The sequence below is a fragment of the Ruegeria sp. AU67 genome (genome assembly GCF_900312795.1).
Classification (GTDB): Bacteria; Pseudomonadota; Alphaproteobacteria; order Rhodobacterales; family Rhodobacteraceae; genus Ruegeria; species Ruegeria atlantica.
The window spans coordinates 49,029-62,076 of sequence record NZ_OMPH01000007.1 but is presented as its reverse complement, the minus strand read 5'-3'; the positions used below and the strand labels follow the sequence as shown (position 1 = coordinate 62,076).

The following is a 13,048-nucleotide window of genomic DNA, read 5'->3' as shown; positions in this document are numbered from 1 at the left end:
ACACTCCGTTCTTCGCGAACTACCGTCCGCAGTTTTACTTCCGTACAACTGACGTGACCGGCACTGTGACCCTGGCAGCTGGCACCGAGATGGTTATGCCCGGCGACAACGTGTCGTTCGAGGTTGAACTGATCGCACCGATCGCGATGGAAAATGGCCTGCGTTTCGCCATCCGCGAAGGCGGCCGCACCGTCGGCGCCGGCGTCGTGTCGAAAATCGTCGAGTAAGCGCTCGCGCGATATCCAACGAAAAGGGCGTCCCTCGGGACGCCCTTTTTTGTTTGCATTCCTGCTATGGTCATAACGCGTTGCGCGGACAGGAATTAATCGTAGGCCGCGTCGACGATGAATTCCACCTTCAGCTCGGCGCGCGCCAATTTGGCTTCGCCGCAAGCCCGCGCAGGGGCATGGCCCTTTGGAACCCAGGCATTCCAGACCTCGTTCAATCCGGCAAAATCCTTCATGTCCGCCAGCCAGATTGTCACGCGCAGCATCTTTTTGCGCGATGAGCCAGCCTGTTCGAGAAGGGCGTCAATCTTTTCGAGGCAAATCCGGACCTGTTCCTGAATTGTCTCGCCCTCGGCGACTTGCCCGGTCAGATAGGCCACGCCGTTGTATTTCACGATTTTTGAGGACCGTTCGCCGGTGTCGATGCGTTCAATCATGGAGTCATTCTCGTTTTTTGGTGTTTTGCACGGTCGTTCATGGTCACAGAACGTCAGGCTTGGCAAACGCAATTCGTTGGATTGGGATTCAGACAAGCTTAATACTTGGGAACAAACGTGATCCGGAAGCGCGATCTATGAAAGCGAACGTGCTGTTGGCGTCACCTCAAAATCATCCAGAAAAGCGGTGTTGCCGACCGATGGGGGTGATCGCTTTTTAACTGGGATGAAAAACCACTTGTTGGGGAACAGTAAAATTCGTTCCGCCCCGGGGTGACCTTAATTATCGTACACAAATCCATAAACAAAATTTCGTTCTGTCCTAAAAACCATCCGGCGTGCAGAATGCAACCAATCGCAGCGTGATTAGGGAGTTTCGCCGTGAAAACAGTAGCCGTTCTAATTGGCCTACTTGTGGGTAGTACCGCTGCGGTTTGGGCCAGCGAAGATGGTAAAACGTGGGACGCCTCAGACGAGGCGAAGCAATTTGTTCAAGATACAATCGTTCTGGGAATGCTCGCCAGCCCTTACGGCACGGGATGGACGGAATACGAGCAATTGCACCTCTATTTCGATCGTGCGCGCGAAAGCGGCATTACAGGTCATGAGATGACCCTTGCCGCAGCGGATATGTCATTTGAGACGTTACTAGAGCAGCACTATCATTTTCGTGCGGCTATGGCCGAGCAACCAGAAAATTTTCTGATCGTGCACGAGACGCGGGATATCGAGGCTGCTCACGTGCAGGGCAAGACCGCCGTCATTTGGAACAGTCAGACTGTCACGATCCTGAACGGTGATCTAAAGAAGATGGCGTTGCTCAAGGACATGGGAATCAAAAGCATGATCTTGGCTTATAACGACGTTTTTCGGACAGGGTCCGGCCAGTTGGCAGCCTATAACGGCAATGACATCGGGCTGACTTCTTGGGGTAAATCAGTCATCGACGAGATGGTCCGTTTCGGAATTCTTCTGGATCTAAGCCACACAGGCTCTCGGACGGCCAATGACGCGATGGACTATATGGAAAGCACTTATCCCGGTTGTTCCTTTCGTTTACACGCATTCCGTGCCAGCGGGTTTGTACAAGAGCGAACCGAATGCGACTCCGCGTGGTTGTTATCGAGCCATTCCCGACGATGAAGCCGTCAGGGCCGCCGAGGCGGGTGGTTATGTCTCTCCGACGTTCACCGAGTGGATGATGGACGGTGTTTGGCCAGACGATATTTCGCCAAAGCAGGCGGCCGATATGATCGATTATTACGTAGAGCTGGTCGGGGTTGATCATGTGGGTATTGCGACCGACGACATGTTCTCGACTGAACTTGTTGTTGAGTTCGCGACGGCAAATGCAAGCATGTATGACGATGGCGGCTACATGATTAATGCGTTCAACAAAGGTGCCACAGGCAATGGAGAGCTGGCTAAGATCCTGGCCGCGATCACGGATAACCTATGGGCGCGTGGATACACCAATGAAGACCTGGCCAAGATCTATGGAGGTAACAAGATGCGCGTTTACGCTCAGGTCTGGGAAGGAAAACCGCCGCAGCAGTTTCTGGAGGAATACCCGGAACGTTTGCGCATGCGCCAAGAATTCATGCAGCGCTTTCCGACCCATTGAGGCGTGAGGTATTTTTTCTGGGTCAGGGAAAACGATATTAAGATTTGGTAATTGAAATTTCCGCAGCAAAGAGGTCGTGGAATGAATAATTTGTCGCTCTCATTATCTGTTACAGCATTGGCGGTTTGCTCGGTCAGCCCCGCGTTTCCTCAGCAACCCGCAGATACGATTTATTCGGGTGGTCCGATTCTAACGATAAACGACGATCAACCACTGCTCAGGCCGTCGCGGTCAAGGACTGTCGCATACTAGCTGTGGGTAGCTTGGCTGATGTCGCCAGCTTGCAGGGCGAAGAAACCGTGGCATTTGATTTGGCCGGACGTGCAATGTTGCCGGGGTTCGTAGACAGCCACGGACACGTGGTGATGGGTGGCCTTCAAGCCCTTTCGGCCAATCTACTGGCTCCCCCGGATGGGGGGATAACTGATATCGCCAGTTTGCAGGCCACGCTTTCAGAATGGGTTGAGGACAACGCCGAAGTTGTTGATCAGGTGAAACTGATTATCGGATTCGGATACGACAACGCACAATTGCAGGAATTGCGTCATCCAACACGGGACGAGCTGGATGCAGTTTCCACGGACCTGCCTATCGTCATCGTTCATCAATCCGGCCATTTGGGCGTAGCAAATTCCAAAGCTTTGGAAATTGCAGGAATCACCGCTAGTTCCGAAGCGCCTCCTGGTGGTGTGATCCAGCGTGACGACACCGGGAAACCCAATGGGGTTCTGGAGGAGTACGCCTTCTTTGCAGTGTTAGTGCCTATGCTCAGCAATCTGGGCGAAGAAGGGATGATCGCCTTTGCCCGCGCAGGAAGCAATCTGTGGGCCAAGTATGGCTACACTACTGGGCAAGAGGGGCAGTCATCCGGTGAGATCGTGCAGGCCCTGAAAAAGGTGGGGGCCGACGGTGGGTTACCTATCGACGTTGTTGCATTTCCGGATGTTTTGGAGGCGCGCGAATTCATCGGCGCTAATGTCTCGCGAGCCTATGAGGGTCGTGTTCGTGTGGGCGGTTGCAAGTTGACAATCGACGGATCGCCGCAAGGTTTCACGGCGCTCAGAGATCGTCCTTATTACGACCCGGTTGGGTCTTATCCGGCGGGATATGCCGGCTATACTGCGATTACGATGGATCAGCTTCAGGATGCTGTGAACTGGTGCTACGAAAACGGCTTTCAGATATTGGTCCATTCGAACGGAGAGGGCGCGTCGGATATGCTGATCGCCGCCCTTGAGGTCGCGCAGATGAAGTATGGCGACCCCGGTAACAGGCCCGTTCTGATCCATGGCCAGTTTCTGAGAGAGGATCAGGTCCAAAGCTATAAGCGGTTGGGTGTGTTCCCCTCAATTTTTCCGATGCACACGTTCTATTGGGGTGATTGGCACCGTGATCATACTGTGGGTCCGGTAAATGCCGAAAACATCTCGCCCTCGGGCTGGATCCGTCAAAGAGATATGATGTTTGGCGCACACCATGATGCGCCAGTAGCGCTGCCCGACAGCATGCGCGTTCTTGCGGCGACAGTGACGCGTAAAACCCGGTCAGGAGACATTCTGGGACCGCATCAGCGGGTGGATGTCATGACCGCGTTGAAGGCCATGACCATTTGGCCAGCGTGGCAGCATTTCGAAGAGGATACCAAAGGCTCAATCGAGGTCGGCAAGGTTGGGGACTTTGTGATCCTGTCCGATGACCCGACGGCCGTTGACCCCGAGGTGCTTGCCCAATTGCGAGTGCTTTCGACGATCAAAGATGATGTTGTCGTGTATGAGGCCAAGGAAGGGATCGAGGAGGGCAATCTGGACGCATCACCTTTCTCGAATGACCCGGTCTTAGCGCATCTTTTTTTGCATGCGATCTATCAGGGGATGCAGATCGAAGAGCCCTGGTTAACGGTAGGATCAAATACTTTGCCATAACACAGCCCTTTCGTAAGCATTCTGGAAGGACTGCGGCAGGGCTTCCTTAAGCACCTAGGTGAATTGTTTCGCCGCTTTAATTGAGGCAGTCTTTCTCTTTTCACAATTGCCAGTATTCTGGCGGCGGCGCATTGAGATGTTGGATAAGCTTGCTTGGGCCTATTTTGATCTTGATGATCTGAATCTGGTTGATGACGCATTTTGCCTAAATTCCGGCCTTGAATCCCGATGCCGAGCTTGGGCTGCAGACGCGCGCGTGGGTGCACTACAATCACGATGAGTATGCGGCTGCCACCATGTTGTCTAGGCAAGCCGTGTCGCGCAAGCCCAATGCAAGCAACATGGCCGGTCTGGTCGCCAGCGCGCCGGGCCGGAGATATGGATTTTGCCGATTTCGAAGAGATGGTGCAAACCGCTCTCGCTCTGAACCCTGAATACACTTGGGCGATGCGCGAGCTGGCCTGGATATTGGAGGATCATAACCGGCAGGACGAAGCGCTTAGCCTGTTCAGAGCTGCCAGCGAACTGGATCCATATGATCCATATGCGGAATACGGCGTCGCCTTTCTGTTGTCCGAGCAGAACGATTGGGAAGGCGCGTTTGACCACGTAAGTCGGGCATTGGAACTGAAGCCGGATTTCGTGACCGCATTATCGCGCCGGTCTCTTATCCTGCTGATGCTGGATCGGCCCAAACAGGCATTGAAAGATGCCGAAGCGGTGATTGAGGCCGAACCTGATGACACGGACGGCTACGTGCGAAAGGCGCAGGCGCTGTCAGACTTAGGACAAAGATCACAGGCGCATGAGGTGTTGGAGCTGGCGGAAAGCCGGGTGGGACCGGGTAGTTATCTGCTTTATTGGCGGGCCAGCCTGTTGGCGGACGACCTCGAGTATGAAGCCGCTCTTTTCCACATTCGACGCAGTGTCGCGCTTGAGGGTGCCGACCGCTTTGACCACCGCCTGCATGCGGATATCGCGTTAGGGCTGGGGTACACGGATGAAGCCCGTGATGCCATTGATCAGGCGCTTGGACTCTTTCCCGATGGAGAGTTTGAGCGGTATACGAATGCGCTGGTGCTGCTGGCCGAGGGGCGGTTCATGCAAGCGATCAAGATGCGTGCTCGGTACAAAAACCGTCAACCGGATGCGACAAGTGACGCGCAACGTTCGAACTAGCGCGTCACTTCGAATGCAGTGATATTTACGACGTCGCCGATTCCGCCGCGCTACGCACCGCTTTGATGTTTGCGCCGTAGACGTCCGGGTTATCGACCGAACCGCCCTTGAATACGGCTGAACCTGCGACCAGCACATCCGCACCAGCTGCGGCCACCAGCGGTGCCGTCTTGGGGTCGACGCCACCGTCAATCTCAATATGGATCGGACGGTCTCCGATCATCGACCGCAGTTTGCGAATCTTGTTGGTCATGTCGATGAATTTCTGGCCGCCAAAACCGGGGTTCACTGTCATGACGCAAACCAGATCGGTCAGGTCCAGCAAGTGTTCAACCGCGCCGGCCGGGGTGCCGGGGTTCAACGCAACGCCCGCCTTCATGCCAGCGGCGCGAATCGCCTGCAAAGTACGGTGGGTATGGGCCCCGGCCTCGACATGTGCAGTCAGGATATCGGCGCCTGCATCCGCGTAGGCCTGAATGTAGGGATCAACCGGCGTGATCATCAGATGCACGTCCATGACCGTTTTGACATGGGGGCGGAACGCTTTGACGGCGGGCGGGCCAAAGGTCAAGTTGGGCACGAAATGGCCGTCCATGACGTCGATATGGACCCAATCCGCCCCCTGGGCTTCGATGGCCTGAATCTCGGCACCGAAATTGGCGAAATCTGCGGACAGGATCGACGGGGCGATCTTGATGCTGCGGTCAAAGCTCATGAATGGCCTCATATGGATAGCGTGTTGGCACAGCGTATAGCGGCGATATGCGCCAATGGGTAGGCCCTCAGTGCGGAAGGACGCAGGCTAAGCTCTGCTGATGAACTGTTGCCCGCATTGGAAGCGGCAATCGTCAGTGGCAAACTAACTGTCCTCGACATCCAAATGATCAACAACCCTACACCTACGACCGGATATTGGAACATCCTGGACTTATACTCACTTGACAAAGAGGTTTCGCACGTCGCGGCCAACGATTCTGAGCACGGCTAGCCGCGCTCAGAATCGTTGGCCGTCAATAAGTCTGTTTATGATCGAATAAACTGTTGCGTTATGGCGGGGAAACGATGCTCGTCTCTAATTCTGCGCAATGTGCAGCAAACCAACAAAGGTCTGCTGTGCGGCGTTGCTAAACTGTCAAACGCCAGCATTTATGGGTCCAATTAGGGCAGCTTGATAAGATAGTGTTTTGGGCTGATCGTAGCGGCTGAAGAGTGGGCGATGAAAAAGACAACTGGAACCCGAAAGAGCCCAGGTGAGAACAACTTCAAAAATTTGATCTCACATCTCGATTCCGACATACCGTTCAAAGAACGCCCCTTCTTCGTCCATCAATAGGTCGCGTGCCAAGTTGGTCTCCATCAATGAAAACAGCTTGAAAGATGTCCTTCGGCAAATTTGAATCTCTTTTGTCACTACGTCTTGGAGAATGCGCACGGCCCCCCAGTTATTCACCAAGTGTTAATCTTCTAAAAGTTCCCGAATATTGGCATCTAACTGCGCCGTGAAACCTTTGTCATTGCCTGGGTTGGCAGCGCAATGGCCCCAAGGGGAAATGTAAGGGCGGAAGATGGCGCGAGGTATGTGGCGGACCTCAATTTCATTGTCCTCGGGAGGGAAATAGAGATCCTGAGTACAAGGCATCAGAATGGCACGAGCCTTGATGGCACCTAGCGCCAGTTTGTAATCCCCATTGTAAAGCGGCCCGGCTGAGATGTCGCCTGCCTGCCAAGTGGCAAGCTTGGCCAGCAAATTGTTGGCATCCCAGCCCTGCACATGGTCTTGCTCCCAATCCTGCATCAGCTCTTCTATCGATTGGAATCCCAGCTGCCGATATAGCCCCTCGCGATAGAAGGTCTGAGAGAAAGCCCAGCCTGCGTAAACCCGGCCAAAGGCTCTAAGCCCGGCCTCGGGTGGGCTGTCATAGTTACCGCCGTTCCAATTCTGATCCGCACAAAGGGCGGCCTTGACCCCTTCGAGGAAGGCAAAATTATGCGGTGAGGTCTTGGCCGAGGCGCAGAAAGGCAGGATCGCCTGGACCATGTCCGGGTATTGCGCCGCCCACTGGTAGGATTGGCAGCCCGCCATTGACCAGCCAGCGACTAGGGCGATTTTCTCGATTCCCAGGTGATCATGGATCAACCGATGCTGGGCAGCGATGTTGTCCCACATCTGCACCAGCGGAAATCGCGGGCCGTCCTGCGGCGCAGGCGTATTCGATGGCGACGATGAGCGACCATTACCGAACAGGTTCGGGCTGACGATAAAATGGCGGCTTGGATCAATCGCGCGACCCGGGCCAAAGAACCCCTCGTTACGGGAATTTGTGCCTGTGTAAAAGGTGGGCAGAACGATGACGTTGTCACGGGCGGCCGACATTGCACCGTAGGTTTGATAGGCAAGCTTGGCATCCTTCAATACCTTGCCCGACAAAAGCGGAAAGTCGCCCAGTTCGTAAATCTCAAAATCCGGCACCACCTGTTCCTTTCCTGTCTTAGTAGAGCCGCAGATATTCCTGCACTTCCCAATCGGTGACCGATTGGTGATACCGCTCCCACTCATCGTTTTTGTATTCGAGATAGGAATTACGCATCACCGGGCCCATCACATGTTCCGCCATGGCATCGCCACGCAAAGCCTCAATCGCGTTATAGAGTGTTCGCGGCAATCGGCGGATTCCGAGCTCGGCAAGTTCAGCTTCGGTCTTAGAATAGAGATCAAAATCCGTTGGTTCGCCCGGGTCGGTCTTTTCTTTGATGCCCTTAACACTACAGCTCAGATGCATCGCCATTGCCAGATAGACATTCATGGTCATGTCGCAGGCACGGTTTTCGATGCAGTGACGGCTTTGCGGCAGGCGGAACTGGGCCGAGCGATTGTTGAAGCCATATGTGATATTGGTCGGAGCCCAGGTGACTGTGCCGCCTTCAAAACCGCCAACGCGCGGCACCAACCCGTTATAGGAATTCACTGTCGGACAGGTGATTGCGGTGATGGCTTCGGCGTGCTGCATCAATCCGCCCACTGCCCAGCGGCTCTCGTCGCTCCAGTTGCCATCGGGTGTCTCAAAAATGTTTTCGCCGGGGCGACTTTCATGCTGCATCGACATGTTGATATGCGCCCCGGACCGCCAGTCCCCCACAGTTGGTTTGGGCATGAAGGTCACAAACAGCCCATGCTGCTTGGCCACCTCTTTCAACGTGATGCGCAGAAAAGCCAACCGGTCGGACATTTCCAGGAGGTTGGTGTAGTGGAAATCAAGCTCAAACTGGGAATACGCCCCCTCGGCCACCACGTCATGCAGGTTCCAGCCTAATCCTTCGATGATGTCGATCAGGGTTTTTAGGAATGGCATCGAGTCGATGGAATACTCAACATCATAGCCAAATGCCTGACGACGCGGACGAAGCCCATCTGCAGGGTCATCGTCAAATGCCTTTACCGGCTGCCCGGCGTCGTCATATTTCATCACGATAAACTCGGGTTCTACCCCGGCGTAACCAGTGTACCCTTCCAGCGCGGCCTCGTGCATGGCGCGTTTCAGGGCCTGACGCGGACAAACGTTGTAAGGAGCGTCTTCCCAGTAGAGATCCGAGAAGATGATCGCCATCGATGTGTCCCATGGACAGACATAGACGGCATCGAGATCCGGAACCACCACCTGATCGCTGTCGGCGGGGCTTAGCTCGGGCACGTACGAAATCGAATGCACCGCGAATTGCGGGCCTTTTCCAAGGCATAGCGGTTCAAAATCACTCATCGGTACGGGTTTTGTTTTTGGAATACCGTGCAGGTCAATCCAGGCGGCCATCACGTATTTGACGCCAGCCTCCTCCAGACGTTGCCGTACCTCTGCGATACGCGGGCGGTTACGCTCGACAGCGTCGTGGAAAGTCTCGTAGTAGATGCGGGTGCTGGCATTATCCTTGGGCATTCGGCGTCCTCCCATCGAATGGCAATCAGATTTGGTTCACCGAGGGTGATCCCTCAGTGTTGGTGTTGGTTACGGTTGTTCTGTCGCTCAGCGGTTAAAATGTTCAGCCGGGGACAAAATCGTCAGGGTCGATGCCCGGAACCTGCGTGATCCCGGCAAGCTGTTTCCAGTTGTGAGGGTAGGCGGCATAGAAGATCACGCATTTGCCGTCCGACTCGTAGGAGATGTGGTTGTCCTTCGGGACAAACAGCACATCACCACGATTGCAAACATAGCTTTTGCCATTGCAAACCAGTCGGAACGTGCCCTCAAGGCAATAAATGATCTCGTCGCAGGTCAGATCCCACGGCACCTTGATGTTGTTCAGGACGTTGATGCCTCCGCACATGGACTTGCTGAATTCGCTGGTCACCATCGGTTTGATGTAGGTGTCGCTGTCGCCCATCGAGTCGTAGCGATTTTGAACCAGATCGAATTTGAAAAGTTGAGGTGTGTCACCCATTTGGTCAGCCTTCCTGTGCCAGGTGTTTCAGTATGGATTCGTTCAATTCGACCTTGTAACCGTCGGGGTCCTCGCAAAAGGCGATGACCCTTGTGCCGTTTTTCATTGGCCCCGGTGGACGGGTGATGTTTATCCCCGCCGCAGCCAGCTGTTCGCACGCGGCATAAACATCTGGCGTTTCGATGCAGATGTGACCCCAGCCGTCGCCTTTGTCATAGGGCGTGCCCTGATCCCAATTGGCGGTCAGCTCCAGCGTAGGAAACTCGGCCTCGGGCCCATAGCCGATAAAGGTATTGGTGAATTTGCCTTCGGGGTAGTCCGTGCGCCGCTGCACTTCCATACCCAGAATTCCGCAATAGAAATCCAGTGACTTCTCCATGTCGGTGACCCGCATCATCGTATGGGCCAGACGAAACCCTTTGGATATGGACTTGTTCATCGTTATTGTTCCTTCTTGCTTAGGCACTAGCTACGTCGCGCTCGATCAGATCCTGGAAGGCGCGCACGCTGTCCTCCCAGGCGGGCGACAACAGGCCTCCATCCTCGGCGACTGGGGATTTGCGGCCCTCAAACATGCGTTCAACCATCTCGTGATCTTCCTTGTGGACATCCCACCAAAGATTTCTGAGGGCTTGTATTTCCTCGGCGCTCAGCTCCTGACCTTCTGTCGTGTAAAGTGCTCGGTACTGGCGCATTTTTCCGGGGCCGATGGGTACGTTCAGATAGACGCCCAGCTGATCCGGAAAATAGCGGCCCAGAATGAAATTGGGGTACAGGGTCAGATAGCGAGAGCTGACGCCCAAACTGCCGGATGTGCCCAACTCTTCGTTCAGATCCACCGCGCTGCCGATGCAGGTGCCATCGGTGATAGTATAGTGGTTTTCCAATGGTTGATCAGTGGTTGAGGCATGGACAAACTGAACGTGGTAGGGCTCGATAAAGTTCTCCATGATCAGCTTCCAGTTGGTGCCAATCTCACCAAAGTCGAGCAGGCCAATTGGTTCCACTCTGGTGAAATCCATCCCCTCCAGCCGGCTTATCAAAGGCGCGGCATAGTCTTCGAAATCAGGCGCGTTCCCATCCAGATTGACGAAGATCCAGTCATGCCAGACATGGGTGCGTACAGGCTTGAGGCGATGATTTTTGATATCAAAGCCGTCGAACTCCTGCTTGCCGGTTCCGGCAAAATGAGGTGCAGCCCGCAGGCGGCCATCCAGGTCATAAGCCCAAGCGTGATAGGGGCAGCGGATCAGCTTGCCAACGTTCTTGGGCTTGTCGACCAATGTCATGCACCGGTGCAGGCAAACGTTGTGAAAAACCTGGATGTCGCCATCACGACCGCGCACCGCCAACAGTGGCAAGTTTGCGCATGTGACCGGATGAGCGTCGCCGGGGTTTGCCATCTGATGCGCAAACCCGATGAATACCCAGTTCTTGGCCAGGACCGTCTGGCATTCCCGTTGCCAGAACTCTTCGCTGCGATACGCCCCGGCGGTCAGCCCGTGTTGAGGCCCTCCAATGGCCTGGGCTCTATCCTCGGCAATTGTCATTTGTCCTCCCTTCGACACTGCCACCTGTACCCGTCGGTCCAACGACAGGCGCATGGTTTTTCCGTTTCTCGCGGTCTTCCTACTTGCCGGCTCTGTCCCGCCGCGCCGGGACGTGAGGTTTCGACTGCGAATATCGTATTTTCCGTCTAGCGATATTTCGATTTCCGCGACTAATTGGGATTTTGGGGCAAGAATCGGAAATGATCTGGTCAAAAAACGGCATGATGGTACGAATTTCGAATAACGAGGTCGTGTGGATTGCGAGAGTCGCAATTCCAACGGGATTTTACAGAAAATTTGGCAATAGGTCCGCGTCACCGTCCTTGGAATCTGCGGTGTCGAGGGCAAAGGATGTCGTTTTCTGCACTTCCTGCCACAGAATTCTCAGGGGAGAATTGCGGATTTCGATGTCCTCACCTAGTCTCAGCTACGAATGCAGCAATCGAGCATCAGGTATATGGCAGTCAAAAAGCAATCAAACGTGCGCGCCACCGGACAGAGCATTAGGTCCCCAAAGGATGACTTGAACCAACAGATCATCCGGCTGTTGCAGCAAGATGGCCGGATGGCCTTTTCGGAGATTGCGCAGCAGTTGAACGTGTCCGAAGGAACCATCCGCAACAGGGTGAGCGGTCTGCGAGACAATAACATGTTGCGGATCGTCGCGATGTCGGATCCCGTGGCCACAGAGTACACAACCGACGCGATGATTGGGTTGAATGTGGCTGTTGGCGTGACCCCACGCCAGGTGGCGGAGCGGCTTGAAAAGAACCCTCGGGTTGTTTTCATTCTGTGGGTCGCGGGTCGATATGACCTGATCATTGAATTGGTCAGCGACGATGATGACGCATTGAAGGAATTTCTGGAGCATGAAATCCACGCGAATGACGATATCGCCAATGCCGACGTTATGCCGGGGCTGAAGAACTTCAAGAATCAGTTCCTGCTAAAGCAGGATGTGAGGGAGTGATTAGGAAGAAGTTGATCGCTGAAATCAATTGGGCGAGAGGCTTTCACCAAGGTTATTTTTTGGGGGGGCTTTGTTGCATACTTTTGAATAGTGACCTGCGTGGCGAACGGCACTATCCAGTTGAAAGTTGGTCAAGGATTTCTTTCAAAGGTGCGCGGGATCCAAACGAAATGACCCTGTTCGCAGTGATTTTCTATGTTCGATACAGTGTTTCCTATCAGAATCTAGAAGAAATCATAGCGGAACGTAGTGTATCAGTTGATCAAACCACACCGAACCTTTCTCTCACTAAGAAGCCTGATCGTCCATTCCTTGACGGTAACGATGAGCCAAAATGACTCTCTCAGAAAATCGCCGTGCATCGACCCATCGGTGCTGGCGACAGGCAATGTGACAACACCCCAAACAATACTGTGAGTATCAAACTGAGATTGTCTGTTGCATTTTGGCAATGGGTGAATCGTACCTCCAATGGGGCGAGCTTAAAATAGATAATCTCCTTAATCTTGTGTTTATTCTATTCCGAAGTGAGATGGGGAAATTCGAGTTGTAGGTTGCCGTTCTGCGCGAACGCGGCTTGCCCCCAATGTGTTTTGGCTAAGTCGTATGTGGGGTGCAAGGGTGTCCAAAAAATCTAGATTGCTATTGGCAGTCTCTTTTTATGCTTTAATTTCAACGCCTTTATTCGCAGCGCCCACGGCAGACTCA

13 protein-coding genes and 1 pseudogene are annotated in these 13,048 nt (G+C 54.1%); 7 read left to right on the top strand and 7 right to left on the bottom strand.

The annotated features are described in order from the left end of the window. Positions 1–227 (top strand): annotated as a pseudogene (tuf, locus tag DK510_RS02625) (elongation factor Tu); the annotation flags it as partial. A 95-nt stretch (positions 228–322) separates the two neighbouring features. On the opposite strand, the gene DK510_RS02620 reads toward tuf, so the two are convergent. Next, positions 323–664, bottom strand: a complete 342-nt coding sequence (locus tag DK510_RS02620; RefSeq protein WP_109310791.1) for a RidA family protein — start codon at positions 662–664, stop codon at positions 323–325. Between the two features lie 381 nt (positions 665–1,045). Here DK510_RS02620 and DK510_RS23455 point away from each other — a divergent pair, with 381 nt between their 5' ends. From DK510_RS23455 to DK510_RS02605, 4 genes are all read left to right on the top strand, one after another. After that, the gene (locus tag DK510_RS23455) at positions 1,046–1,807 is read left to right on the top strand and encodes a membrane dipeptidase (protein WP_200833195.1); all 762 of its coding nucleotides are present in this window, start codon (positions 1,046–1,048) and stop codon (positions 1,805–1,807) included. After that, complete coding sequence (locus DK510_RS23450) at positions 1,746–2,288, top strand: membrane dipeptidase (protein WP_200833194.1); 543 nt, start codon at positions 1,746–1,748, stop codon at positions 2,286–2,288. The genes DK510_RS23455 and DK510_RS23450 overlap by 62 nt, the downstream gene beginning before the upstream one ends. Positions 2,289–2,551: 263 nt before the next feature. Then, complete coding sequence (locus tag DK510_RS02610; protein ID WP_234998859.1) at positions 2,552–4,210, top strand: amidohydrolase; 1,659 nt, start codon at positions 2,552–2,554, stop codon at positions 4,208–4,210. Positions 4,211–4,540: 330 nt separating this feature from the next. Beyond that, positions 4,541–5,389, top strand: coding sequence for a tetratricopeptide repeat protein (locus DK510_RS02605; protein ID WP_160116429.1), 849 nt, complete (start codon positions 4,541–4,543; stop codon positions 5,387–5,389). Positions 5,390–5,414: 25 nt separating this feature from the next. Here DK510_RS02605 and rpe read toward each other — a convergent pair whose 3' ends face one another. From rpe to DK510_RS02570, 6 genes are all read right to left on the bottom strand, one after another. Beyond that, positions 5,415–6,104: a ribulose-phosphate 3-epimerase gene (gene rpe / locus DK510_RS02600; protein ID WP_109310789.1), complete on the bottom strand. Its 690-nt coding sequence runs from the start codon at positions 6,102–6,104 to the stop codon at positions 5,415–5,417. Between the two features lie 741 nt (positions 6,105–6,845). Continuing rightward, entirely contained in the window at positions 6,846–7,859 is a 1,014-nt protein-coding gene (locus tag DK510_RS02590) for an alpha/beta fold hydrolase (protein WP_109310794.1), read from the bottom strand. Between the two features lie 19 nt (positions 7,860–7,878). Continuing rightward, complete coding sequence (locus DK510_RS02585; RefSeq protein WP_109310788.1) at positions 7,879–9,318, bottom strand: glutamine synthetase family protein; 1,440 nt, start codon at positions 9,316–9,318, stop codon at positions 7,879–7,881. A gap of 103 nt (positions 9,319–9,421) precedes the next feature. After that, positions 9,422–9,820: an AraC family ligand binding domain-containing protein gene (locus DK510_RS02580; protein WP_109310787.1), complete on the bottom strand. Its 399-nt coding sequence runs from the start codon at positions 9,818–9,820 to the stop codon at positions 9,422–9,424. Positions 9,821–9,824: 4 nt separating this feature from the next. Further along, on the bottom strand, positions 9,825–10,259 hold the full coding sequence (gene gloA, locus DK510_RS02575; RefSeq protein ID WP_109310786.1) for a lactoylglutathione lyase: 435 nt from the start codon (positions 10,257–10,259) through the stop codon (positions 9,825–9,827). Positions 10,260–10,278: 19 nt separating this feature from the next. Then, positions 10,279–11,370 carry an aromatic ring-hydroxylating dioxygenase subunit alpha gene (locus DK510_RS02570; protein WP_109310793.1) on the bottom strand — a complete coding sequence of 364 codons (1,092 nt, stop codon included), beginning with the start codon at positions 11,368–11,370 and terminating at the stop codon, positions 10,279–10,281. Positions 11,371–11,827: 457 nt separating this feature from the next. Here DK510_RS02570 and DK510_RS02565 point away from each other — a divergent pair, with 457 nt between their 5' ends. Both DK510_RS02565 and DK510_RS23560 read left to right on the top strand, forming a co-directional pair. Beyond that, complete coding sequence (locus DK510_RS02565) at positions 11,828–12,340, top strand: Lrp/AsnC family transcriptional regulator (RefSeq protein ID WP_234998858.1); 513 nt, start codon at positions 11,828–11,830, stop codon at positions 12,338–12,340. Continuing rightward, on the top strand, positions 12,337–12,678 hold the full coding sequence (locus DK510_RS23560) for a hypothetical protein (RefSeq protein ID WP_160116428.1): 342 nt from the start codon (positions 12,337–12,339) through the stop codon (positions 12,676–12,678). Before DK510_RS02565 ends, DK510_RS23560 begins: the two co-directional genes overlap by 4 nt. Positions 12,679–13,048: the final 370 nt, after the last annotated feature.